This window comes from Streptomyces sp. NPDC052109 (genome assembly GCF_040680195.1).
In the GTDB taxonomy this organism is placed as follows: domain Bacteria; phylum Actinomycetota; class Actinomycetes; order Streptomycetales; family Streptomycetaceae; genus Streptomyces.
In genome coordinates this window covers 1-23,324 of record NZ_JBFAWF010000003.1, presented here as the reverse complement: position 1 = coordinate 23,324, position 23,324 = coordinate 1, and the positions used below count along the sequence as shown (strand labels likewise).

At 70.5% G+C, this 23,324-nt stretch carries 17 protein-coding genes and 4 pseudogenes; 9 read left to right on the top strand and 12 right to left on the bottom strand.

The annotated features are described in order from the left end of the window. The first annotated feature begins 120 nt into the window (after positions 1–120). Complete coding sequence (locus AB0L59_RS08780; protein ID WP_365581005.1) at positions 121–2,634, top strand: lysylphosphatidylglycerol synthase transmembrane domain-containing protein; 2,514 nt, start codon at positions 121–123, stop codon at positions 2,632–2,634. 466 nt (positions 2,635–3,100) lie between these two features. Here the strand turns inward: AB0L59_RS08780 and AB0L59_RS08775 are convergent, their stop codons facing one another. The 3 genes from AB0L59_RS08775 to AB0L59_RS08765 form a co-directional block, all read right to left on the bottom strand. Next, positions 3,101–3,862 carry an SDR family oxidoreductase gene (locus tag AB0L59_RS08775; RefSeq protein ID WP_365581003.1) on the bottom strand — a complete coding sequence of 254 codons (762 nt, stop codon included), beginning with the start codon at positions 3,860–3,862 and terminating at the stop codon, positions 3,101–3,103. Between the two features lie 52 nt (positions 3,863–3,914). After that, complete coding sequence (mdlC, locus tag AB0L59_RS08770) at positions 3,915–5,525, bottom strand: benzoylformate decarboxylase (protein WP_365581001.1); 1,611 nt, start codon at positions 5,523–5,525, stop codon at positions 3,915–3,917. A gap of 818 nt (positions 5,526–6,343) precedes the next feature. Further along, positions 6,344–7,603, bottom strand: coding sequence for a helix-turn-helix domain-containing protein (locus AB0L59_RS08765; RefSeq protein WP_365580999.1), 1,260 nt, complete (start codon positions 7,601–7,603; stop codon positions 6,344–6,346). A gap of 777 nt (positions 7,604–8,380) precedes the next feature. On the opposite strand from AB0L59_RS08765, the gene AB0L59_RS08760 reads away from it, so the two are divergent. The 5 genes from AB0L59_RS08760 to AB0L59_RS08740 all read left to right on the top strand — a co-directional run bounded on the left by AB0L59_RS08760 (position 8,381) and on the right by AB0L59_RS08740 (position 13,149). After that, positions 8,381–9,043, top strand: coding sequence for a hydrolase (locus tag AB0L59_RS08760; RefSeq protein ID WP_365580997.1), 663 nt, complete (start codon positions 8,381–8,383; stop codon positions 9,041–9,043). 323 nt (positions 9,044–9,366) lie between these two features. Beyond that, a complete protein-coding gene (locus AB0L59_RS08755; protein ID WP_365581597.1) occupies positions 9,367–9,987 on the top strand; it encodes a YoaK family protein in 621 nt (206 codons plus the stop codon). Positions 9,988–10,082: 95 nt separating this feature from the next. Next, positions 10,083–11,972 (top strand): amidohydrolase, encoded by a 1,890-nt coding sequence (locus AB0L59_RS08750; protein ID WP_365580996.1) that lies wholly within the window; start codon positions 10,083–10,085, stop codon positions 11,970–11,972. Between the two features lie 52 nt (positions 11,973–12,024). Next, the gene (locus tag AB0L59_RS08745; RefSeq protein ID WP_365580994.1) at positions 12,025–12,525 is read left to right on the top strand and encodes a DoxX family protein; all 501 of its coding nucleotides are present in this window, start codon (positions 12,025–12,027) and stop codon (positions 12,523–12,525) included. Positions 12,526–12,639: 114 nt separating this feature from the next. Then, positions 12,640–13,149: a MarR family transcriptional regulator gene (locus AB0L59_RS08740; protein WP_365580993.1), complete on the top strand. Its 510-nt coding sequence runs from the start codon at positions 12,640–12,642 to the stop codon at positions 13,147–13,149. A 165-nt stretch (positions 13,150–13,314) separates the two neighbouring features. On the opposite strand, the gene AB0L59_RS08735 is transcribed toward AB0L59_RS08740, so the two are convergent. The 3 genes and pseudogenes from AB0L59_RS08735 to AB0L59_RS08725 all read right to left on the bottom strand — a co-directional run. Further along, on the bottom strand, positions 13,315–14,613 hold the full coding sequence (locus tag AB0L59_RS08735) for an amidohydrolase family protein (RefSeq protein WP_365580992.1): 1,299 nt from the start codon (positions 14,611–14,613) through the stop codon (positions 13,315–13,317). A 132-nt stretch (positions 14,614–14,745) separates the two neighbouring features. After that, a complete protein-coding gene (locus AB0L59_RS08730) occupies positions 14,746–15,183 on the bottom strand; it encodes a PLP-dependent transferase (RefSeq protein WP_365580990.1) in 438 nt (145 codons plus the stop codon). A gap of 157 nt (positions 15,184–15,340) precedes the next feature. After that, positions 15,341–15,931: pseudogene (locus tag AB0L59_RS08725) on the bottom strand (PLP-dependent transferase); the annotation flags it as partial. Positions 15,932–16,093: 162 nt separating this feature from the next. Here AB0L59_RS08725 and AB0L59_RS08720 point away from each other — a divergent pair. Beyond that, a pseudogene (locus AB0L59_RS08720) lies at positions 16,094–16,534 on the top strand (Lrp/AsnC family transcriptional regulator); the annotation flags it as partial. A 443-nt stretch (positions 16,535–16,977) separates the two neighbouring features. Here AB0L59_RS08720 and AB0L59_RS08715 read toward each other — a convergent pair. From AB0L59_RS08715 to AB0L59_RS08695, 5 genes are all read right to left on the bottom strand, one after another. Next, positions 16,978–17,646: a hypothetical protein gene (locus AB0L59_RS08715; RefSeq protein ID WP_365580989.1), complete on the bottom strand. Its 669-nt coding sequence runs from the start codon at positions 17,644–17,646 to the stop codon at positions 16,978–16,980. 26 nt (positions 17,647–17,672) lie between these two features. After that, positions 17,673–18,095 (bottom strand): SsgA family sporulation/cell division regulator, encoded by a 423-nt coding sequence (locus AB0L59_RS08710; RefSeq protein ID WP_365580987.1) that lies wholly within the window; start codon positions 18,093–18,095, stop codon positions 17,673–17,675. Positions 18,096–19,088: 993 nt separating this feature from the next. Further along, positions 19,089–19,781 carry a transposase family protein gene (locus AB0L59_RS08705; RefSeq protein ID WP_365581595.1) on the bottom strand — a complete coding sequence of 231 codons (693 nt, stop codon included), beginning with the start codon at positions 19,779–19,781 and terminating at the stop codon, positions 19,089–19,091. Positions 19,782–19,973: 192 nt separating this feature from the next. Continuing rightward, entirely contained in the window at positions 19,974–20,597 is a 624-nt protein-coding gene (locus AB0L59_RS08700; RefSeq protein ID WP_365580985.1) for an NAD(P)-binding domain-containing protein, read from the bottom strand. Positions 20,598–20,630: 33 nt separating this feature from the next. Beyond that, entirely contained in the window at positions 20,631–21,365 is a 735-nt protein-coding gene (locus AB0L59_RS08695) for an SDR family oxidoreductase (protein WP_365580983.1), read from the bottom strand. Positions 21,366–21,509: 144 nt separating this feature from the next. Between AB0L59_RS08695 and AB0L59_RS08690 the strand changes: the two genes are divergently transcribed. Together AB0L59_RS08690 and AB0L59_RS08685 are read left to right on the top strand one after the other, a co-directional pair. Continuing rightward, entirely contained in the window at positions 21,510–22,121 is a 612-nt protein-coding gene (locus AB0L59_RS08690) for a helix-turn-helix domain-containing protein (RefSeq protein WP_365580981.1), read from the top strand. A gap of 354 nt (positions 22,122–22,475) precedes the next feature. Next, positions 22,476–23,106: pseudogene (locus tag AB0L59_RS08685) on the top strand (4-hydroxy-2-oxovalerate aldolase); the annotation flags it as partial. A 43-nt stretch (positions 23,107–23,149) separates the two neighbouring features. On the opposite strand, the pseudogene AB0L59_RS08680 reads toward AB0L59_RS08685, so the two are convergent. Beyond that, positions 23,150–23,324 (bottom strand): annotated as a pseudogene (locus AB0L59_RS08680) (GTP cyclohydrolase); the annotation flags it as partial.

Genomic DNA, 23,324 nt, shown 5'->3' with positions numbered 1-23,324 from the left:
GAACGAGTGCCCGCATCAGTTGGTCGGAGGAAGGGGCGGTGCCCGCCGAAGCACACTGTGCGCCACGTCCGCGACGAGGAGCCGAGATGACCAAGGCCGATCCGCCTCGGGCGGCCGACTGTGAGTGAACGCCCTGGCATCGTCCCGCTCTCCGTCGCAGCCGAGGGTGCTCAGGCCGCGGCGGCACCGGTGGTCGACGCCCCGCCGCCGCGCCACGTGCGCCGGGCGGCCGATGTGTCGCGGCTGCTGGTGTCCGGCGCCGTGCTGGTGGGGACGGTGCTGACGGCCGTCGCGGCGCTCGCGTTCACCCGCAGGCTGCAGCAGGGGCTGCTCGACGCGGCGACCGCGCTGCCGCCGGGCTTGCGCGATGGTGTCGTGGGGGCGGTGCAGGTGGCCGCCGTGGTCGCGCCGGTGGTGGCCGTCGGCGTACTGGTCGCCCGGCGGCGGGGCGACGCGATCCTGCGGATCGTGCCCGCGGCGGCGCTGGGCGCGCTGCTTTCGTGGGCGGTCACCCGTCTTGCCCTTACACGCAGCAGACCGCACCTGTGGCCGCAGGTACTGGTGGGACGGGGCGCACTGGTGCAGGCCGGCTGGCCGTCGGCAACGTACCTGGCCGCCTGCGCGGCGGCGGTCGTGGCGGCAGGGCCTTGGCTGGACAACCGTCTGCGGCGGACGTGGTGGACGCTGATCGCCGTGTGTGCCGGGCTGAGCGTCGCGGCCGCCGCCATCGTGCCGCTGGAGACAGTCGCCGCGCTCGCCGTGGGAGGTGTGGCCGGATCCGCCGTGCTGCTGCTGGCCGGAGGCCCGGCGGACCGGCCGGTCCCGCAGGCGGTCGCCGACGCACTCGTCGCGTGCGGGATCCCGCTCGCCACGCTGCGGGAGACGCCTTCGACCGATCGGCGCCCCGGGGAGGGGGTCCGCTACGGCGCCGAGACCACCGCCGGTGCGCGGCTCACGGTACAGGTGCTCGGCCCCGAGGACCGCAACCGCGATGTCTTCCACCGGCTGGCCCGGCTGGTCCTGCTGCGCCACCCCGCCGACACGGGCGCGCATTCCCCACTCGCCGCGGTCGAGCACGAACTGCTCATGCTCGTGTTCGCAGGCCGTACCGGCGCCCGGGTGGCCGAGCCGGTGATCGCGTACCCGGTGGCCAGGGGCGGCGCACTGCTGGTGACGGTCGAGCGCACCGCCCGCCCGCTGTCCGCGTTCGCGGGCGAGGAGATCACCGACCAGATGCTCACCGGGATATGGACGTCGGTGTCCCGCCTCCAGAAGCACCGGCTGGCGCACCGGGCGCTGCACCCGCAAAACATCCTCGTCGAGCCGGACGGCACATCCCGGCTCACCGCGTTCGCACGCGCCCGGCTGGGCGCCACACCCGACGGGCTCGGCAGCGACGTCGCCGAGCTGCTCGCCACCACCGCCACACGTGTCGGGGCACACCGCGCCACCCGGTGTGCGCTGGCCGGCCTCGGCCCGCGGCCGCTGGCGACCGCACTGCCCTACCTGCAGCCGCTCGCGCTGCTCGGCCCCGCACAGCACGAGGTCGCGCGGTACGACCAGGCCCGCGCGCGGGCGGCCGGGACGGGTACCAAACGGCGCACGGTGCGCCCCGGCGGCCGCCCGAGCCTGCTGCGTGACCTCTCTGCCGAAGTCGTGGAGGCGACCGGTGCCGAGCCTGCTCCGCTCGCGCACCTCGCGCGCTTCACCTGGAGGAGCATCTTCGCACTGGTCGGCGCGTTCCTCGTCCTCCACCTGGTGCTGCCGCAGCTCGCCAACGCCCCGGCGGTCATCACCGCGTTGCGCCACGCCAACTGGTGGTGGATCCTCGCCGTACTACCCGTCACCTTCATCTCCCAGGTGTTTTCCACCTGCCTGCAATTGGGCACCATTCCGGCCAGGCTGCCCTTCGGCCCCACATACGAGGTGCAGTTCGCCAGTTCGTTCCTGAACCGGATCACCCCGAACAACGTCGGCGGCATGGCGCTCAATCTGCGCTACCTGCAGAAGACGGGGATCGAGACCGGCGCCGCCACGGCCTCCGTCGGGCTGCAGAGCCTGGCCGGCGCCGTCTCCAACGCCGTGCTCGCCGCCGGGTTCTTCGCCTGGGCCGGACGGCACCACGCGGGAGTGCACCTGCACCTGCCCGCAGGCCGGTATGTGCTGCCGGCCATCGCCCTGACCCTCGCGGCCGGAGGGCTGCTCGGTGTCACCCCGGCCGGCCGGCGCTTCCTGCGCGAGAAGGTGTGGCCGTTCCTGCACGCGGCCGGGTCGACCCTGACGGGGATCGCGTCCGACCCCGCCAAGCTGGCTCTCCTCGTCACCGGCGCGCTGGGCCTGCCCCTCATCCAGGTCGTCGGACTCGCGCTGAGCGTCCGCGCGTTCGGCGGCGATCTTCCCTTCGTCCAGGCCGGCGCCGTCTACATGGCGGCACGCCTCGTCGCCAACGCCGCTCCCGTCCCCGGCGGACTGGGCGCCCTCGAAGCCGGCCTCATCGCCGGTCTCACCGCGCTCGGCGTCGCGGCCGGCGCGGCCACCTCCGCCGTGCTCGTCTACCGGCTGCTCACCTTCTGGCTGAACGTACCGCTGGGCGCCCTGGCCCTGCACGACGTACAGCGCAAGGGCTACGCCTGACACCGCTGCCGGCTTCGGATGCGGGCCGGAGCGTGTATCCGGTGGGCCTCCATCTGGCCCTCCTGGAGGACGGCGTGCGACGAGCGCAGTGCGTGCCCTCCGAACAGCAGAGCAGCTGAGACCGCCGGTCGATCCCCCAAGAAGATCGCTTCGAAAGCGCCGGACTCGATGTGTCCACGACCCTTCCAGCACCCTGGGGGCGCCGTCTTTCGCGTCAGCGCCGTCTTTTCCGCAGGGGCGTGCTGACGGCTCCGTAGGACCGGTAGAGCATGCGGTGCTCAGCGAGCACGACGGTCTGTGGGCTTTTGGACGCACACGACCGCCCTCGACGGCGGCCCCGGCAGGACCGTCCTGCGGCACGACCATGCGTCGACTCCTTCTGCGGATGGCCCCGCCGCACCGGGCTCGGCGCTCCCCCGACGTCCCTGCATCAACGGGCTCGGTACGCGCAGTACCCCGGGACCTGTCAGAAGCCCTTGCGCACGCCGCCATCGATCGACAGCATCACGCCCGTCAGGTACGACGCGGCGGGCGAGAGCAGGAACGCGGCGCTCCGGCCGAACTCGTCCGGGGTTCCGTAGCGGCGCAGGGGGACGCCTGCGGTCGCACGCTCGCGGGCGGCGTCGGGGTCGCCGTGCCGCGCGTCGAGTTCGCGTACCCGGTCGGTCTCGATGTGGGCGGGCACGAGGCCGACGACGCGGATGCCTCTCGGCCCCAGCTCGTTCGCGAGGTTCTTCGCGTAGCCGGCCAGGCCCGGCCGCAGGGCGTTGGAGATCGCGAGGCCGGGGATCGGCTCGTAGACGGAGCTGGAGAGGACGAAGCCGATGGCGCCGCCCTCGCCCAACTCGGCGGCGACGGCGCGGGAGAGCCGTACCGCGCCGAGGAAGACCGACTCGAAGGCGGCGCGCCACTGGTCGTCGTCGATGCTGTCCGAGGTGCCTGCCGGGGGGCCGCCGACGCTGATGAGCACCCCGTCCAGCCGCTTGAAGGCCTCGCGGGCCGCGGCGATCAGCCGGTCCGGGGTGTCGGGGTCGGCGTTGTCGGCCACGACGCCGACCGCCTGCCCCGGGCCGCCGAGCCCCGGTACGGCGGCGGCCACCGAATTCTCGCTGCGACCGCTGACGACCACCCTCGCCCCGTCGGCCACCAGTTCGCGCGCGGCGGCCATGCCCAGCCCCCGGGTGCCGCCGGTGACTATGTACACCCGGTCCTCCAGCCCAAAGTCCATGAGTGCTTCTCCCTCTCCGCTGGGTTTCCGCGATGTGTGTGAGCCGCGCGGCCTACAACATCGCCTGCTGGGGTTGCGTGGGAACGACGATGACGGTGGTGGTGCCGGCGGCCAGGGCCGACTTGAACTCCCGCTCCAGGTCCCCGGTGGTCTCCACGTCGACCGCGCGGCATCCGAAGCCGCGGGCGACGGAGGCGATGTCGAGTCCGGGCAGGTCGAGGCCCGGCACGCCCGGGGTCTCCTCCAGCGTCGCGAACGACTTGAGGATGGAGTACTCCTGGTTGCGCATGACCACGTAGACGATCGGGAGGTTGTGCTGGGCCGCCGTGTAGATGGCCTGCACGGAGTACTGGAAGGAGCCGTCCCCGATCAGACCGACGACCGGCCGCTCGACGCCCCTGTCCCGGTCTCCGAGCGCGACGCCCACCGCGGCCGGGGTGCCCCAGCCGATGCCCCCGCTGGCCGTGGCGAAGAACGATCCGGTCCGGGTGGTGGGGAGCCACTCGATCTGCTGCGCCATGGTGGAGGTCGACTCGTTGACGACGACCGCGTCCGACGGCCGGACCCTGCTGAGGGTGGCGTACACCTCCGGCGGGGTGAGCGGGGTGTTCGGCGTCCGGGGCAGTTCACGCGGGCGCGGCATCGGTTCCGGAACGGTCCGCGCGGATCCCTCCGTGACCATGTCCAGGAGCAGCTCGATCGCCGTCCTGGGATCGCCCAGGAGGCTGTCGCCCAAACGTGCCGCCGCGGCGACCGCCGGGTTCCCGGTGATCTGCAGCAGGTCGGTGCCTTCGGGGAGGTAGTCGCCGGGCACGTAGGGGTAGTAGCGGAACACCTCCGCGCCGATCACGACCACCAGGTCGTGCCCGGTCAGCCGGTCGCTGATGGTCTTCACCGACATGCCGAGCGGGCCGCCGAAGAGGGGGTGGTCCTCGGGGAAGGAGGCGCGGTCCTGCAGTGGGGCGCCGTAGACGGCCGCGCGCAGTTTCTCGGCCAGGGCCACGGCCGCGTCCCAGCCGCCGGCCCGGTCGACCTCCGGTCCGAAGACCAGCGCGGGGTTGCGGCTTGCGGAGATGCGATCGGCGAACGTGCGCAGCCGCGCGGTGTCGGGGGCGACACGGTCGCTCACCGTGCGCACCCGGGTGAAGCGGGACAGGGGCCGCTTCCAGTCGTCCATGGGAATCGACAGGTAGACCGGTCCCGTCGGCGGCTGCAACGCCTCCGCATAGGCCCGCATGAAGGCTTCCGGGACGTCTTCGGCGCGGGCGGGCTCGTACGACCACTTCACCCACGGCTTCGGGAGTGTGGTGGCCTCGCGGTTGCCGAGGTAGGGATCGCCGATCACGAGTTCCCGGTGCTGCTGGCCGGAGGTGACGATCAGGGGAGTGTTGCCGTGGTAGGCCGCGACCAGGTTGCCCACCGCGTTGCCCATCCCGGCCGAGGAGTGCACGTTGACCAGTGCCGGGCGGCCGGTCACCTGGGCGAAGGTGTCGGCCATCGCGATGACGGATGCCTCCTGCAGCGCCAGGACGTAGGTGAAGTCCTCTGGGAAATCCTGGAGGAAGGGCTCTTCGGTGGAGCCGGGATTACCGAAGACCGTGGTGAGATTCAGAGTCCGCAGCAGGTCGTAGGTCACGCTGCGGACGGTGGACTGCTCAGTCATGGCTGCCGTCGACTTTCATGCCGGGGAGAGGGGTGAGCGCTTCTCGGTGAACGTTCGAATGCCTTCCTGGGCGTCTCCGGGGAGGCCACTCCTGTCATGAAATATCGCCTGTTCGGTGACGGCCTGCAGGGCCTGGCCCGGTTCGCCGAGGCGGTGGGCCAGAGTGAACCCCTCGCAGGGCGAGGGGTGGCCGGTGCGGCCTGCCCGGCCGGTGAGCGTGTCAGGCGAGGCGGCGGAGGGAGCCGGGGGGAGGTCGGCGAGCGTGGGGTGGCCGTCGACGGCCGTGATCAGGTCGGCCTCGGCGAGCAGGGCCCGCGGGACGGACGACGTCGGCCTCGCCGCCGTGGGCGAGGCCGGATGCGTGGGGGCGGCCGACGGCGGTGGCCGCCCAGGGCGAGGGCCGTGACGATGTCGGCCCTGTGCGGACACCCGGGTCGAAGAGGACCGGCACGAGGGCCCCGGTCGCGGCTCCGGTCGGCGCCTGGTCCGGAGTCGAAGGCTGTCCGACCCGGCGCCCGGTTTTCCCTCCGCGTCAGCCCCGCAGCGGCGGACAGTCCGCGTCGCCGACGACGTCCGGGCTGTACAAGAGGTCGAGTCGACATCCACACGTGCGGTTCGCCGCGGCGGCGACCGGGGCGGCGAACCTGCTGGTGGCCGTCGCAGCCGAGGGCCTCGGCGGGCCCTGTGCCTTCCTGTTCGGGGCCGCCGGATCCCTCGGCGACCAAGCGGCCCGGAGGCGACCCGGCTCCTCGGCTCGGTCGAACGGGCACGCACGCGGGGGGCCGGCGGGCACAGGCTCGCCCGGGGCGTGGATCGGCTCACGCGTCCGTTGTCTCCGTGGTGCCGGTCCGCTCCCAGGACGGGGGGTCCGGTGACTGCCGCACTGCTCGCAGGGCCAGGGTGAGTTCGGCGATACCGCGGGGATCGGCCACGGAGCGGCCGGTACGTTCCGCGATACGGCGCAGGCGAGCGCGCACCGTGTTGGGGTGTACGTACAGACGCTTGGCGGCCTCGTCCGCCGATCCGCCGCAGCCGAACCAGGCGTCCAGCGTGTCCAGCAGCACTTCGCGTTCTTCGGCGGGCAGGTCCTCGATCGGGCCGAGGACGTTGGTGGCGACGCGGGCCATGACGTCGGGTGCGCCGGCTGACGCGACCGCGACCGGGGAGTCGTCGAAGACGGTCACGGTGCGGCTCTCCGCGTCGCCGCCGCGCATGGCGACCCGGGCGAAGCGCAGGGCGTCCCCCGTGCGGCAGAGGTCGTCGTAGGAGGGGCTCACCCCTATGCGCTGCCGTGCGTGGTGCCGCAGCACGTCGACCAGCTCGTCCAGGTCCCGCGGGGTGCGCAGGTACACGATGCCCAGCTGGAGATCGGGGCGCAGCCGCCAGGAGGAGCGGATGCCGCGCCGGTTCAGGAGGGCCGGAGCCTCCGGCAGGGCCTGCCGGCCGAGCTGCGGTACTTCCGCGGCGACGACGGTGAACGGACCGTTGCGCGGCACACCCAGCACCTCCGCCGCGGACCATACGGCATCGGCGTCCATGCTGCTGCCCTGCAGCAGTGCCTCCACCACCGCCGAACGCTCGTGCTCGCTGTCGAGCAGGCGCCGGGCCACCGCTTCGTGGTATCCGGAGACCATGGCCCCGGTGATGCTGTCCTGGAGCTCGCTCATCGCCGTGGCCACTGCGACCAGCCCGTCGCTCCCCACCGAAGGGGTCGTGGCGGCCTCAGCGACCACCACCTCCCAGAGGTACTTCACGCCGATGCGATAGGCCGTCATCACGGTGGGCAGCGGCACGTGCTGCAGGGCGCGGCGGCGGCCGATGCGGGCCGCGGTCTCCGTGTCCGCCGGTACGCGTCCGGACAGCGCCTGGAGTGCGTTGCCGATGTGGGTGCGGCAGGCCTCCTCCAGCTCCTCCTCGGACACCACGTCGTACTGGAGGTCCCGCGAGCCGGCGCGGATCCGCTCCGCCATCTCCTTCGCCAGCTGCTCGAGACGATCGAGCAACGCGGTCGCCAGGGCGCTGATCTCCTCCTCGGCCAAGGCCTTCTCCGACTCACCGAACAGGGGTCTTCCCTCCACGGTACCGCCGGAGCGGCAGCCCGCACCGGCGCGGAGCGGCCGCCTCGCCAGGCCCCGAGCCGAGAGTCGATCATGCGACGGACCAGGTACCGGCCGATTCGGCACCCTGCTCGCGGCGCATACGGCCGACGTGGTCTCCGCCTCACGGCTCCGAGGCGGTGGCGCGGGGTTCGGCCTGCGTGTACGGAGCCAACGGCCTTGCCCGGGCCTTGCCCGCGCGGTCGCGGTTCAGCTCACCGCACGACACGCTCGCCGCACGTGCAGAGAGTGAACTGAGGGCCCTGCCAGGCGAGTTGGCGGGAAGCGTAGGCCTCGGCGACGGGCCACCCGGCTGCCGTCACCCGCAACGTCGTCCACGTCGCGCTCGCCGCCACCTACGTGGCGCGCGCTCCTGTTGAGGGGCTCCTGGTCGCATGGTCACGGCGGCGGACGGCAGCATGCGCCCCGTCCTGCAAGCAACGGCCGGGCGGCTGTGTCCGGCCACCGCCGAAGGGGCCGATCGCTGTGGCCGGAAACATGGACACCGGTCTCCCTGATGCCGTTTCCTCTCATTAGTTCATCGTTCAACTTCTTGCGGAGGATCAGCTCCTTCCGAAGGTTGATCGATGCGAGTGCCCCCCTCGGGGGGTGGACCACTGCCCGGCGTGACGCCCGAAGGAGGCCGCGATGTCGGCATCCAAGAACCGACTGCAGGGACTGCTGGCACGCTTCGGCCGACCTGCGGCCAGGCACGCCAGGTCTGCGCACCTGCCTGGACCGGAAGAAAAGGAACCCCTCATGTTCAACGTCACCAACGTGAAGGCTGCTCCCAGCCCCGACCTGCTGACTCCCGACAACTCGGTGATGCTGTTCGTCGACCATCAGCCGCAGATGTTCTTCGGAACCGCCAGCGGCGACCGCAACGCGATCATCAACGCCACCGTCGGTCTGGCGAAGGCGGCCAAGGCGTTCGACGTCCCGGTGGCGCTGACCACCGTGGCCGCCGAGTCGTTCTCCGGCCCGATCCTTCCGCAGCTGGCCGAGGTCTTCCCGGCCGAGGAGATCATCGACCGCACCACGATGAACGCCTGGGAGGACAACGCCGTCGTCGAGGCGATCAAGGCCACCGGCCGGAGGAAGATCATCATCTCGGGGCTGTGGACCGAGGTGTGCATCGTGCTTCCCGCGCTGTCCGCGCTCGGCCAGGGCTACGAGGTGTACGTGGTGGCCGACGCCTCCGGCGGTGTCACCCCGCAGGCTCACGAACACGCCATCGAGCGCATGGTCAAGGCCGGTGCCGTACCTGTGACCTGGATCCAGGTCCTGCTGGAGCTGCAGCGCGACTGGGCCCGCGCCGAGACGTACCTCCCCGTCATGGACATCGTCAAGGAGCACGGCGGCGCCTACGGTCTCGGCGTCGTTTACGCCCAGTCCGTCATCGGCGCTCACGCCGCGGGCTGACCGCCCGACCCCCCGGCCCCGGGGCACATCGCCCCGGGCCCGGCGCCGCCCCGCTGCCCTGGACCGCGCTGTGCATGGCATCGGGCGTCTGGCGGAAGAGAGACCATCCACCACGGGTCGGTGCCGAACTGCGCACCGGTGGCAGCCCGTTGGGCTGCCCCTCGGAGGCACGGCCGCGTGCAGGACCGGGCACGGCGTACGAGGTCTCCATCAGATGACCCCGGACCGAAGACGGGCCGTGACCCAAGGAAACAACAGTGACTACCAACGATTCCCCGGCCCGGCAGGCGCCGGGCGGCCGTGAGCCGCTGCTGCCGGCCCTCATGACCGCGACAGCCGTAAGCGGCCTCATCGACGCGATCAGCTACCTGGGACTGGGACATGTCTTCACGGCGAACATGACCGGCAACGTGGTCATCATCGGCTTCGCCGCCGGCGGCGCGCCCGGCTTCTCGGTTCTCGGCTCGCTGGTGTCGCTTGCCGCCTTCCTGGTCGGAGCGGCGCTGGCCGGCCGTCTGGAAAGCGCGATGCGCCACCACCCTTCGCCCCGCCGACTGCGCGTGACCCTGGTGCTCGAAATCGTGCTGCTGGCTACGGCGACAGCCGTAGCCTTCGGCTCGGACCACGCGTTCTATGTGCTGATCGCCCTGATCGCACTGGCCATGGGCCTACGCAACGGGACAGTCCGCAAGCTCTCCGTGCCGGATGTGACCACCACGGTGCTGACACTCACGCTGACCGGGCTGGCCTCCGACTCGGCCCTGGCCGGCGGGACGAATCCGCGCGCCGCCCGCCGACTGGCCTCCGTGCTGGCGATGCTGGCGGGCGCGCTCGGGGGAGCCCTGCTCGTGCGACACACGGGACTGGGCTGGCCTCTGCTGGCCGGCACCTGCGGTGCCGTCGCCGCCGCCCTGGCCGTGCCCCCCAGCTCGTCCTCCGGCTGACGCCGCCGGCCGGTCACTCCCCCTTACCGCGACCCCAGCAGCCGCTTCGTCCCCCACACAGCTTCTCAGTACTCCCTGCTCCGGAGATGATTTCCATGACCACTATGCCTGTCGCCGGCCTCCCCGCCGTCAACGACGACCACGTCGCCGACCTCGTCGTCCGCAACGCCAGGATCTACACCGGCGACCCGACAAACCCCCAGGCCGGCGCCGTCGCCATCAAGGACGGCAAGATCACCGTGGTCGGTGCCGACAACGACGTCGCGCCGCTGATCAGCGTCCGGACCCGAGTGATCGACGCGCTGGGCCGCCGGGTCGTCCCCGGCCTCAACGACTCCCACCTGCACGTCATCCGCGGCGGCCTGAACTACGTCCTCGAGCTGCGCTGGGACGGCGTGCCGACGCTGCGCCAGGCACTGGCGATGCTGCGCGAGCAAGCCGCCCGCACGCCCAAGGGGCAGTGGGTCAGGGTGGTCGGCGGTTGGTCGGCGGACCAGTTCGCCGAGAAGCGCCTGCCGACCCTCGCCGAGCTGAACGCGGCCGCACCGGACACCCCGGTGTTCGTGCTGCATCTGTACCAGTCCGCCCTGATGAACCGTGCGGCGCTGAAGGCGGCCGGCTACACCAAGGCCACCCCCGACCCCAAGGGCGGCCAGATCGTGCGCGGCCGTGACGGGGAACCGACCGGCATGCTCCTGGCCGCCCCCAGCGCGCTGATCCTGTACTCCACTCTCGCCGCGGCACCGACCCTGCAGGGCGAGGACCTGAAGACCTCGACCCGGCACTTCCTGCGCGAGCTGAACCGGTTCGGCCTTACTTCGGCCATCGACGCGGCCGGCGGCTTCCAGAACTTCCCCGACAACTACGGAACCGTCATCGACCTGGCCAAGGCCGGCCAGCTCTCACTGCGCATCGCGTACCACCTCTTCCCGCAGACCCCGGGACAGGAGGTCGACGACCTCAAGCGCTGGATCGGTATGGTCCGTCCCGGGGACGGCGACGAATGGCTGCGTCTCAACGGCGCCGGGGAGAACCTGACCTGGTCGGCGGCCGACTTCGAGAACTTCACCGAGCCGAGGCCCGAACTGGCCGCGGACTACGAGGAGGGCTTCGAGACGGCCGTACGGTTGTTGATGGAGAACGGCTGGGGCTTCCGCCTCCACGCCACCTACGACGAGACGATCCGCCGCGACCTCGCCGTCTTCGAGAAGCTCGCCGCCGAGGGCCTCTTCCCCGCCGGGAACCGCTGGCTGTTCGACCACGCGGAGACCGTCTCTCGTGACAGCCTCGACCGCATCGTCGCCCTCGGCGGCGCCATGTCGGTCCAGAACCGCATGTCCTTCCAGGGCGAGGCATTCGTGCGCCGCTACGGCGCCGCGGCCGCCGCCGAGGCACCGCCGGTGCGCGCCATGCTGGAGCGCGGCCTGATCGTCGGTGCCGGCACGGACGCCACCCGCGTGTCCTCCTACGACCCGTGGGTCGCGCTGCACTGGCTGGTCTCCGGCCGCACCATCGGCGACCTGACGATCTACCCGCCGGAAACCCGCGTCAGCCGGGAGACCGCACTGACCATGTACACCCGGGCCGGCGCCGAGCTCACCGGAGAGCAGGACGTCAAGGGCATCCTCAAGCCCGGCTTCTACGGCGACCTCGCCGTCCTCTCCGACGACTTCTTCACCGTCCCCGAGCAGGACATCCCGCACATCGAGTCCCTTCTCACCGTCACCGGCGGCCGCATCGTCTACGCCGGTGCCGAGTACGAGGGCCTGGACGAGGCGATACCGGCGATCAGCCCGGCATGGAGCCCGGTCGCCCACTACGGCGGTTACCAGGCCACCGTCAAGCCCAGCATCTCGGGCGCGCGACAGGCCGAACTCCTCGGCCAGGCCGTCGCCGAGTCCGAACAGCACCGGCACTGGCGCGCCCAGCGCGGCTTCGCCCCGGAAGCCCCGACCGAGATCTTCGACACCTGTTTCGTGCTGTGACGCACGGAACCAACCACTGCCGCACCACCCACCAACGCGCGAGGAGCGTGTGATGAACACCGGATTGCTCATCCTGAGGCTGGTCGTCGGACTCCTTTTCGCCGGGCATGGGATCCAGAAAGTCAGCCATCGCCTCGGCGGCCACGGGCTCGAGGGCGGAGCGGCGGAGTTCCGTACGGGCGGGTTCCGCGGCGGTCGGCTCACTGCCGCCGCCGCGGGCCTCGGCCAGATCGCTGCGGGTCTTCTGCTCAGCGCAGGGGCACTCACCCCTTTGGCGGCCACCACTGCCGCGGGGGTCATGACGGTCGCGGTCACGGTCAAGTGGCGCAACGGGCTCTGGGTGCAGAACGACGGCTACGAGTACCCGCTCGTCCTGATGGTCCTTCCGGCCGTGCTGACGCTCACCGGGCCGGGCCGCTGGTCGGTCGACCAGGCCGTCGGAGTGCTTCCCTGGGCCCCATGGTGGACAGCCGCAGCCGTCGGCCTCGGCGTCTTCAGCGGGCTGATGACCCGAGTGCTCCTCGCACGGCCGGGCCTGGTCCCCGAGCGGTAGAGCGGCCTGACGTGTGCTCGCCCAGTGATCCAGGCGACCGCAGTACCGGGGGGCGTTGGGCGGTCAACGGGGGCTGAACCTCGTCCGCATCTTCGAAGTCAGGGAGTCCCTGTGATGAGAACGGAATCAGCGACGAACCTTGACATGCAGCGGTCTGCGCGCGCCTTCAGCAGTGCGGCACGCTGGCTCACCGAGCAGGTCGGGCATGAGTTCCGACGTGGGACCGGCATGTGGCAGATCCACTACGAGATGCTTTCCTGGCTGTCGGAAGCGCCCGACGGGCAACTGGGCCTGACCAAGTTGGCTCGGCGGATGGGGATATCGACAAGCAGGCTCTCCCACTTGGTGGATCGCGCACGGGAACACGGTTGGGTGGAGCGCGCACCGGATCCTGTGGAGCGTCGTATCGTCCTCGCCAGACTGACCGAAGCGGGGAAAGACGCCCTGCAAGCGGCAACTCCGCTCCAGCTTGCGTGTGTCCGCTCGCGCTTCCTTGACCGTCTGTCCCCTGCGCAGCTGGAGCAGCTGCGTGAGATCAGTGAGACGCTCACCAGGCAGGTCGACCACCGGGGCGAAGACCGCAGGACAACGCCGGGACGGACCCCACCCGCCCCCGCAGCCTGAGGATCCCTCATGATCTTGGCCTGGGGGTCACAGGGTTTTCGTGCGGCCCCGCTGCCCGCATCGTTGCGCGGCGATGCCGGCGTTCGCCGGCGGGCCAGGGGCGGCGCGTTACGCCACCGGTGGTGGAGCGGAAGCGCCGCAGACTGCCCTCGCAGCCGAATGCGCTCACTGCGACGCCGCCTGCGGACGCCATGTCCCGTCGAGCGGGATGCCGGCGGCCGCCGCGATCCGGTCGCGTGACTCGAGCAGTCGGGTCCGCAGCGCCGGCAGGTCCACGTCCACCAGGACACCGTCGCGTTTGACCACGCGGCCGGCGACGAGAACGGTGTCGACCAGGCCGGGATGGCCGGCGGTGACGATCGTGCCGGCCGGACGGGTGGCCGGGAACGCGGTCAGGTCGTCGGCGCGCAGCAGGATCACGTCGGCGTCCCTGCCAGGCGTGATGCTGCCCGTTCGGGTGACCTGCCCGCATGCCCGGGCCCCGTCGAGGGTGGCGAACTCCAGCACGTCCCGTGAGCTCAGGCCACCGTCCAGGCCGCGCTGTACGGCGTAGGCGGTGCGCATGGTGGAGAACATGTCGCCGCCGGCCGACGGAGCGTCGTCCGTGGACAGCGTCGGACGCAGGCCGGCGGCGAGCATCCGGCCGGTCTCCGGCCAGCCCATACCCATCTTCAGCTCGACGTCCGGGCTGATCGACACCGAACTGCCGGCGTCTGCGAGCATCCACAGCTCGTCGTCGTCGGCTTTGTTGGCGTGCACGAAGGTCGTGGTGTCCCGCAGCAGGCCGTGCTCATGGAGTTCGGCGATCGTGCGGCGGGTGGCGCCGGAGTCGATGTGCACGCTGGTCCGCAGCCCGAGCTCGGTCGCCAGCCCCAGCTCCTCGGCAACGGTGTCCATGGAGGTCAGTTCCGGCCCGCGCAGCCCGAGCGCCATGGTGACCAGGCCGTCTTCGTGAAGTCCGGACCGGACACGGCGGATCTCGGCGTCGATCGTGGCAGTGGTGCCCCATCCCGCGCCGTAGCAGAAGATCGACCGCCCCGGCGCGTCCCGCAGGGCCGCGACGGCGGCGTCGGCGTGGTCGGGGCTCTGCGCGCAGTGGAACCAGTCCAGCATCGTGGTCACGCCGGAGTGCAGGGCCTCCAGCCGGCCGAGCAGGTTGCCCAGATAGACGTCCTCCGGCTGGTAGTGGGGCTTCAACGTTCCGTGCACCGCTGCGAGGTACTCGGCGAACGTCCAGTCGGCGCCGACGCCGCGGAACGCCGTCTGCCAGGTGTGCCGGTGGGTGTCGACGAAGCCGGGCAGCACGATCCGGTCGGCCGCGTCGATCACATCGGCGTCCGGCGCGTCGATCCGTTCGGCGACCCCGACGATCACGCCGTCCTCGATCAGCACGTCGCCGCGGTCGAGATCGCCGACGGTCCGGTCCATGCTGACCACGGTGCCGCCAGTGAGCAGCGTTCTCATGGGAGTTCCTCCACGAAGACTCTCGATCGGTCCAACATCACTTGAATTGTCCGGCGTTGCCGCCGCCGCAGGGAATCGCTCTCAGCAGCGGGACGCTGCGGCCTCCGTCGGAATCGGGCGGAGTACGGCCGCTCAGGCGGTCGTCGCCGGGACGAGGACCGCGTCGGCCGCGGCGAGCGTGTCGGCAACCAGGTCGGCAGTGTCCTCCGTGCCCGCGGCCAGCCGGACCAGGCCCGGCGGAACCGATGCGGCGATCTGATCCTCGCTGAGCATCCCCCGCCACATGGGCGCCGGGTGCACGGCCAGGGATTCCACGCCGCCGAGGCCGGCCGAGCGGCGGGGGTAGCGCAGCCGGCCGAGGAACGCGTCCGCCATCTCGAAACCGCCGGCGAACTCGATGCCGAGCTCCCCGCCGAAACCGCCCATCTGGTTCGCCGCCAGCTTGTGCTGCGGGTCGGTCGCCAGGCCGGGGTAGTACACCCGGCTCACGGCCGGACGGTCCCGCAGCGCCTCCGCGAGCGCCTGACCGTTGGCGTTGTGCCGCGGCACACGCAGCGGCAGCGTGCGCATGCCGCGCAGCAGCAACCACGCATCGATCGGGCCGAGCGTGGCACCGGTGGGCAGGACGACGCCCCCAGATCCGGTTCAGGACCTCTGCCGGGCCGGCCGGCACTCCGGCGGACACGTCGGAATTGCCGTTGAGGTACTTGGTGGCGCTGTGCCGGACCAGATCGATGCCGAAGTCCGCCGGTCGCTGGTTCAGCGGGGTGGCCAAGGTGTTGTCCGCCATGGTCAGCGCGTCGTGCGCACGGGCCAGGACCGCGACGGCGCGCAGGTCGGTGATCTGCAGCATCGGATTGCCCGGCGACTCCACCGGGATCAGGCGGGTCTGCGGGGTCAGCGCCTTCTCGAACGCCTCCGGATCGGCCTGGTCCACCAGGGTGGTCGACACGCCGAGGCGCGGCAGCAGGTTCGGCAGCACCGATGCCGTGCCCCCGTACGTCGACTTCTGCCCGATGACGTGGTCACCGGCAGACACCAGGGCCAGTACGGCGGTGGTGAGCGCGGCCATACCGGATGCGGTGACCATGGCTGCCTCGGTGTGCTCCAGTTCGGCGACCACGGCCGCGACCTGTGCGTGGTTCGGATTGCCGAAGCGGGTGTGGAAGTCCTTGCCCCGCGGTTCGACCGCGACCTGCGCGAACGTCTCCGCCTCCTCGGCCCGGAACGCCGCCGTCCGGTGGATGGGCGGAGCCACCGCGCGGCTGGGACGGACGTCGCGATCGGAGTGAACGGTGACCGTGGTGCTGCCCGGCATGGTGGTTCCCCTTCCGTGAATCATCGGGATGTGACGCCGTGAAGCGTGACCGACGGGCATGCCGAAGCGAGCGAATCCCAGCAACTTTGGCAGCAAATTGCGGGGGATTCGAGGCAGATGATTGTGATAGGAGAAGTCAGCGAGCGATAATCTGCCGCGAGGGACGAGGTAGACCGCTCGATCCTGGCCGTGCTCGAAAAGCACGGTCGGATCAGCAACGCCGAACTCGCCGCCCGGGTCGGCCTGTCGCCGTCACCCTGCCTGCGGCGCGTGCGCCGGCTGGAGGAAGTCGGCGTCATCCGCGGGTACCGGGCGCTGATCGATCCCGCCGCGGTCGGCCGCGGCCTGCGCGTGTTCGCCGGGGTGCGGCTGATGCGGCACGCCCGCACGGAGGTGATCGCGTTCGAGCGTGCGGTCACCCGACTGCCCGAGGTGGTCCACAGCCACCATGTCACCGGAAACTACGACTACCTGCTCCAGGTCGAGGTCGCCGACCTGCCCGCCTACGAGGACTTCCACGCCAACCAGTTGGCCGGCCTGCCCGGCGTGGCCACGGTGACCAGCTACGTCATGATGAAGACGCTCTCCCCCGACACCACATGACGGCCCCGGGCCCGCCCCGGCTGCTCTCCCGGGCGCGCGACGGTCCTGACGCGCTGCAGAGCAGTCCGGCGGCGCCGCTGACCCGGACGGTGCCGCCCGCATCGGCCGTGATCTCGACAGTGGCGTCCCGTCCCCGACGCGCACCCCGGGAGACCCGTGAGGCGGAGGGCGCGGCGCCGGTGACGGTGAGCCCCTGCCCGAGGCGCGTTCACGCTGCCGCGCGCGGGGTCCTCAGGCACACCGGCGCCGGGGGCGAAGGTGCGCCTCTCTCGAACCGGCCATCGCGGTCGGGACGGTAGCGAACCGGACCACGGCCCATCCGGACCCGCTGTCCACCCACCGGTGGGCCGGAACACGCTCACACGTGACGCCGAACGCAGCGACGATCCGGTTCGGATCTGTGTCGTCGAGCGCGCCGTCGCGGACCCGTGGCGGGGCGAGGGTCAGTCGTCCGAAGGGTCCCACCTCTTCCCCTCGCCGAGAGCGGGCAGGTTCTCCTGCTCGTCCAGCAGCTCCCGGAGGGCGGCGTCCGCCTTCTGCCTGTCCTCTCTCGTCAGCTCGACAGGTGCGTTGCTGTAAACGGTGTATCGGTCGCGATCAATGATGTTGGCGGCCCTCAAGGTGAACGTCAGTAGTGGGCGCCACCCTTTCCGATGACCGACTCTCACTTGCATCTGGACCCTGTAGTCACGGGGCTCGAGAACGAAGCCCGCAAACGGTGCCTCGAACTCCATGAAGAGCTGCTGAGCTTCCCTGCCCGCCACGGCGAACCCTGCCGGCAACTTCGGCTCCTCGTCCAGCCCAGGCCGGAGGCGGGACGGCGAGGACATCCACAGAAGTGGCAGATGAGAAGCTGGCTCATCAGGAAAGGTCATCCTGAGATCTTGCACGACTATCGGTTTGGCACCGGTGTTGTGCAGGACGAGCGGAAGCCGCAGGCGAGTCAGGGAGCAATGGACGATCGCCGCAAACGATTGAGGCTCCCACGACTCCAGGCACCCCTGCCTTGCGTTGATCCACCAGAAAGACGAGATGGTGAAGATCAGTGCGCAGAGCGATATGGCTCCCGCGTCCGAAATCGGCGAGGGCTGATTTCGAAGAGCCATGGTCATCAGCGGAAGCATTGAAACCGGTCCCTTCATCCGTCACCGAGGAGTTGTGCCAGCGAAGCGTCCAGGTCGACGTGCCCGGTCTCGGCCCCTCTGGGCACCAGCTCCTCCGTCTCCCGCAGGAATGCGCTGACCTCCCGCGCCGGAGCTTGGAGCAAAGCCGTACCAGCGGGCGGGCTGAGCAGGATGTACACGTCACAGAGCTCACCGTCGCCGACGGGCCATACCCGTATGTCTCCCTCACCGACCGGTCCCGTCAGTCCATCAGCCAGAAGATCTCGCCCGATGATCCATTCCACCGCCTCGTCGCTGTCGAGAATGGTGAATGCGGCGCGGACAACGTATGGATCACTGGGGTCATATCGGAGCCTCATGGTCAGTGACAACGACGCCTCGCTCGAAACGACAAGCTGCACAGGGAGCCCCCGTGCCACGGTTTTCGATGACTTCATCGGTATTACTCCTAGTGCCTCGAGTCATACGCGAACGGCCACTGGAAGGGCTGTCGTCGAAATCGAAGAGGCTGGACAGAGGTAGGGGATGTCCGGGGACCACAGCATCGATTACCGGACGAAGGCGATCTCCGTATCAGCGATCAGGCCGATCAGGCCGATCAGGAGCTGACGTGGCGGCTCCGCCTCGCGCGTTGTCGGTACGACTGCACCCCAAGGTTCCATACGCCGTATGGAACCTCTCACCAGTAGAACATACGTCGTATGGAAAGTGAAGGCGGGAGTTGCCGCACGGAATGGAATCACCTCGATTCCTGATGACAACGGAGCGGCGTAGGGTTCGAAGCCCTCGCGGAAAGTCGGCACTCGTGCGACGAATTGGATCACGGGACTGAGGCCCCGCCCGCCCGGGAGTGGCAGTAGCGAAACAGCAGGACCCATCGGGTGATCCACCACCGTGATCTTGTTGTCTCGGAACTGGCATGCAATCAGCGCAAGCCGCGGCCGAGCCCGGCTGGACTAGCTTGAAGACCGCGCGGACGGCGGTCCGCCGGGCGCAGTGGCGGAGGCGTGTGGCGGGTCCACCACGGCCAGCATGCTGCGGCCGGTCTCACCGGCAATGGCGACGGCCGTGCGGTGAGACGCGCTGGGGACGAAACCGCCGGCGCGGCTGAGGACGAACCGGATTCCGGGGTAACGGCGAACGCCGTGGTTCCTTGCCGCGCTCGTCGAAGCACTGCCGCAGTCCGGGCTGCCCGGCGCTGCCGACGTAGCTGCCCTTATTGTCGGCCGGCAAATCGAGGCGCCTGCGTCGAGTCCGTCCGGAGCGCGAGCTGCCTCGGCCGTCGCGGCGGCGATGTCGGGCATCGGGAGCGTGGCCAGGTGGCCGCAGCGACCTGTGTGTTCGGAAAAGGCCACGCACCGTCGCCGGCGCACTGGACGCCGCGGACGTGGCCGCCATCGGAATCACCCACGGCGACGGACTGAGCGTTTTCAGCGTTGCCTCTCCAGGGTGAGGACGGCCTTGGCGATGACGGTCATGCGGTTGGGGCTGATGCGGGATCTGCGGAAGATCTGCCAGGATTTCAGTCGCGCCATGCCGCGTTCGACGGGAGCTCGGGCCTGGGCGAGGGCACGGTTCGCGGTGCGCTGGGTGGGGGTGAGTTCCCCGCCGGGCGGACGTCTCAGGCCAGTGGTGACGTGCGGGCCGGCACCGGTGTGGGCGCGGTCGTCGAGGACGGGGACGCCCTGGCGTTCGCAGATCCGGATGATCGTGTGGGTGCGGGCCGCGGTCAGGTCGTGGGTGCGGCCTGGCAGTGCGAGCGAGATCCACAGAACCTCGCCGGTCGGATCGGTGACGAGCTGGACGTTCACGCCGTGGCGGCGGTGCTTGGCGGAGTAGTCGGCGCGGCTGTCGCCGACGCGGTCGCACTCGGCCAGGGTGCCGTCCAGAAGGACGAACTCGGGCTCGTGGTCGCACAGCGTCTTCAGCAGGCCCGGGGCCCGGTCGGCGAGCAGGCCGGTGACGGCGGTGACGTAGGCGTGGGCGGTGCCGACGGATATCCCGAAGGCCGTGGCGATCCTCTCGAGGGTGTCGTGGCGGCGCAGGTACACGAGTGTCACCAACGCACGGGAATGCGGCGCGAGTTCGCACCGCCGGTCACCCTCATGGGTGACGATGAGCATCGTCCACTCGGCCAAGGCGTGTGGGAGGTCGATTGCGGCAGGATGGGGAACCGACAGGGCTCCTGTGCTGCTGAGTTGAGACTTCGAACACCTCCCTCAACAGCACGGGAGCCCTGTCCGTTGCGCCCCGGCTCACGCCGGCTCCGTCCCCCGATCGGTGGCCGCTCTGAAAAGGCGCCATCAACCGTTCGCTCAGACAGGAAGTTCGGTGATGCTGAGGGCGAAGTCCAAGTTCCCCACCCCGTGGTTGGCGAGGCCTACCGTGACCACGCCCGCTCCTTCGAGCCAGTGCGCCATTTTCAGGCCGCCGACGTCCAGCGGGCGCAGCCCGAGGCTCTCGATGAACGCCTCCACACGTGCCTTGGCCTGCGCATTGTCGCCAGCGATGAAGACGTCGGGCCGGCCTTTCGCCAGGACATGACGGAAGATCGTGTTGAACGCCTTCACCACGCTGGCGCTGGCCGGGGCCGCTTTGGCGACTTCCTGCGCGATCGAGGTCTCCTCGCGGTGGGCCAGCCCGTCGAACGCGGAATTGAAGGGATTGCTGATGTCGACGATGACCTTGCCCGCGAGAGCGTCTCCGTACTGGGCGACGGCCGGCACGACACCGTTGTACAACAGGGCCACGATGACGATGTCCCCGGCCGGGGCGGTGCCCCATTCTCCGGTCGTGGCGCCGTCGCCGAGGGCCTTGGCCAGGTCAACGGCCTTGGACTGATCGCGGCCCATGACCTCGACGGTGTTGCCGCCCGCTATGGCCCGCGCGCCGATGGTGCGGGCCATGTTTCCGGTGCCGATGATGCTGATGTTGCTCATGAGATGCCCTGCCCTGGTTGTGTGTCGTCCGGTTCAGATGGCGGTGGTGCCGCCGTCGGCGACCAGTTCCATGCCGTTGACGTAGCTGGAGTCGTCGGAGGCGAGGAAGAGGGCGGCGGTGGCGATTTCGTCGGGGCGGCCCATCTGGCCGCGGGGGATGAGGGACTCGAACTGGCGCTTGGTGGCCTCGTCGAACAGTTCTTCCTGCTTGGCGGTGGCGACCTGGCCGGGGGTCAGGACGTTGACGCGGATGCGGCGGTCCTTGAGCTCGTTGAGCCAGATGCGGGCCCACGCCTGCTGGACGGCCTTGCTGCCGGCGTAGACGCTCCAGCCGGGGAAGCCGCCGAGGGAGGCGTTGGAGCCGGTCATGAGGATGGAGCCGCCGTCGTTGAAGAGCGGAAGGGCCTTCTGGACGGTGAACAGGGTGCCGCGGGCGTTGAGCCCGAACCAGGTGTCGAACTGGGCCTCGGTGATCTCGCCGAGCGGGGCGGGCTCGCCGCCGCCGGCGCTGGCCCACAGCACGTCAAGGCTGCCCTTCTCCCGCTTGACGATGTCGTACAGGCGGTCCAGGTCGTCCAGGTCGGCGGCGTCGCCCCGGACGCCGGTGACGTTGCGGCCGATCTGCTTCACGGCCTCGTCCAGGGCGTCCTGGCGGCGGCCGGTGATGAAGACGTGCGCTCCCTCGTCGACGAACAGCTTCGCGCCGGCCAGCGCCATGCCGGTGGTGCCGCCGGTGATGACCGCTACCTTGCCGTCGAGCTTTCCCATGGTCGCTCCCTTGGGTCGGTGGTGCCGTGTGCACCTGGGACGACGGTGTTATGTACACCGCCCTGTGTACGTACCGTACGGGGCGGGCGGCCGGGGCGCAAACTATGTACACCGGTCGTTACCCGGCCGGGGTAGCATGGACCCATGACGGAGTTGGAGAAGGGCCCCACGGGCCGCCGCCGCGGCCGGGGCGCCCGCGAGCGCATCCTCAGCGCGTCCCAGCAGCTGTTCCGCGAGCAGGGCATCAACCGCACCGGCATGGACCAGCTCTGCGCGGCGGCCGAGGTGTCCAAGCGCACGGCCTACCAGCACTTCACCGGCAAGGACGAACTCGTCGCCGAATACCTGCGCCGGTTCGACCCCTCCGTTCTGTCCGGCGTGTTCGACCGCACCGACCTCACGGCCCGCGAACGGCTCCTCGCCGCCTTCGACATCCCCCCCACCACTCCCCTGTGCCCCTACATCGCCGCCGCCGTCGAACTCCACGACCCCCAGCACCCCGCATCCCAGTACGCACGCGAATACAAGAAAGCCGTCGCCGCGCGGCTCGCCGATACCGCCCGCGAAGCCGGCGCCGCCGACCCTGAACAACTCGGCGAGCAGCTCGCGCTGCTCCTCGACGGCGCCGCGGCCCGCACGCGGGTGCTCAACGCCGACGCCTTCCCCACCGCCGCCGCCATCGCCGCCGTCCTCATCGACAACGCCATCCCCGCCACAGCCGGCCATGACCGGCGACGGGAGGAAGTGCCGAGCTGACTTGGCACTACGCGGCCGGGCTGGACGCGCTGCCGGTCGCGCGGCTGCACTCGCTGGTACGCGACATCAGCCGCCCGGCACCTGGCCCGGACCTGCCGGCTTGTACGGAACTGGCCGCCCGCCTGCTGAAGGCCGCAGCAGAAGCCGCCGGGGAGACCGGCGCCCCCCGAGGACCCGCCGACGTGGTCGGCCTGGCGACTGCCGGCCCCGCACGCTGCCGCAGCGCTGAACACCCTCAGCGCTCTGCCGGACAGCTCAACGGCATGGAAGCCCTGTCCGTCGCGGACCTCGCTCTCACCCTGCCACCGTCACCCGATCAGTGGCCACGCTGAAAATGCTCACTGTCCGGTACCCCTCGGCATCCGCCCGGTGCCCGTCGCCACGCACTGCACGGAGGCCGACATCTCGTCCCGGCACATCGGCACGGCCCGTGAACTGGGCATGGACGTCTCCGGTTTCCGCAAGACGTCCCACATGGCCCAACGAGCCGAACTCGCCCGGCAGGCCGCGCTCATGGAGTCGGACGGCGCGAACCGCGTCTACGTCAACGACTCCGACGGCCGCCTCACATGGACGGGGTACGCGAGCGCGTCCGCGCCGACCGCTACGTCCTCCAGCCGTCGCCCGAATCGGCATACGCCCCCACAGCCTCGCCCTCGGCGTCGCCCATACCGTCGTCGCCGTCGAGGGCGGCGTCACCCGCGTCGACGCCCCACTCCCCCGGCAGAGAGCGGGTGCCGGGAACTCTCCCCCGGAAGCCTTCGTCGCGGTGGCCTACCTGAAGGGTTCGCGTCACGGCTGCGACCCCGTCGCCTTGGTGGACGCAGACGACGATCTCGTCCGCCCGCTTCAGGACCGAGACGTCAGGGTCGGCCGCGAGACGCTCGGTCTCGGTCTCGTCGAGGTCGGCCTCCGCGGCTTGGTCGGAGGCCAGGAGGACCTCACGGTGGACGTGGCGCCCGGTCCGTCGACCGACCGGCCGTGAAGCGCCTGCCGTGCTCGCCCGCTGCCGAGGGCCGAATCGGCTTTCAGCCCGCCGTCAGTTCCGTCAGCGGCAGTGTGTGCTGAGTGCGGACCACCTTGGTACGGAGGTAGCGGACGTTGTGGGCCGTGGTGAAGACGCCGGTCGGCACCCGGTCCCGGACCGTGACGCCGAGAGCCCGCAGCTGCTCGGCCTTGTCGGGGTTGTTGGACAGCAGGTCC

What these genes read in the sequence shown, in the direction of transcription:
- AB0L59_RS08775 (WP_365581003.1), bottom strand. Translation starts at nt 3,862, where the DNA reads ATGGACTTTGGGCTGGAGGACCGGGTGTACATAGTCACCGGCGGCACC.
- mdlC (WP_365581001.1), bottom strand. Translation starts at nt 5,525, where the DNA reads ATGACTGAGCAGTCCACCGTCCGCAGCGTGACCTACGACCTGCTGCGG.
- AB0L59_RS08760 (WP_365580997.1), top strand. Translation starts at nt 8,381, where the DNA reads ATGTTCAACGTCACCAACGTGAAGGCTGCTCCCAGCCCCGACCTGCTG.
- AB0L59_RS08755 (WP_365581597.1), top strand. Translation starts at nt 9,367, where the DNA reads ATGACCGCGACAGCCGTAAGCGGCCTCATCGACGCGATCAGCTACCTG.
- AB0L59_RS08750 (WP_365580996.1), top strand. Translation starts at nt 10,083, where the DNA reads ATGACCACTATGCCTGTCGCCGGCCTCCCCGCCGTCAACGACGACCAC.
- AB0L59_RS08745 (WP_365580994.1), top strand. Translation starts at nt 12,025, where the DNA reads ATGAACACCGGATTGCTCATCCTGAGGCTGGTCGTCGGACTCCTTTTC.
- AB0L59_RS08740 (WP_365580993.1), top strand. Translation starts at nt 12,640, where the DNA reads ATGAGAACGGAATCAGCGACGAACCTTGACATGCAGCGGTCTGCGCGC.
- AB0L59_RS08735 (WP_365580992.1), bottom strand. Translation starts at nt 14,613, where the DNA reads ATGAGAACGCTGCTCACTGGCGGCACCGTGGTCAGCATGGACCGGACC.
- AB0L59_RS08730 (WP_365580990.1), bottom strand. Translation starts at nt 15,183, where the DNA reads ATGCGCACGCTGCCGCTGCGTGTGCCGCGGCACAACGCCAACGGTCAG.
- AB0L59_RS08715 (WP_365580989.1), bottom strand. Translation starts at nt 17,646, where the DNA reads ATGACCATGGCTCTTCGAAATCAGCCCTCGCCGATTTCGGACGCGGGA.
- AB0L59_RS08710 (WP_365580987.1), bottom strand. Translation starts at nt 18,095, where the DNA reads ATGAAGTCATCGAAAACCGTGGCACGGGGGCTCCCTGTGCAGCTTGTC.
- AB0L59_RS08705 (WP_365581595.1), bottom strand. Translation starts at nt 19,781, where the DNA reads ATGCTCATCGTCACCCATGAGGGTGACCGGCGGTGCGAACTCGCGCCG.
- AB0L59_RS08700 (WP_365580985.1), bottom strand. Translation starts at nt 20,597, where the DNA reads ATGAGCAACATCAGCATCATCGGCACCGGAAACATGGCCCGCACCATC.
- AB0L59_RS08695 (WP_365580983.1), bottom strand. Translation starts at nt 21,365, where the DNA reads ATGGGAAAGCTCGACGGCAAGGTAGCGGTCATCACCGGCGGCACCACC.
- AB0L59_RS08690 (WP_365580981.1), top strand. Translation starts at nt 21,510, where the DNA reads ATGACGGAGTTGGAGAAGGGCCCCACGGGCCGCCGCCGCGGCCGGGGC.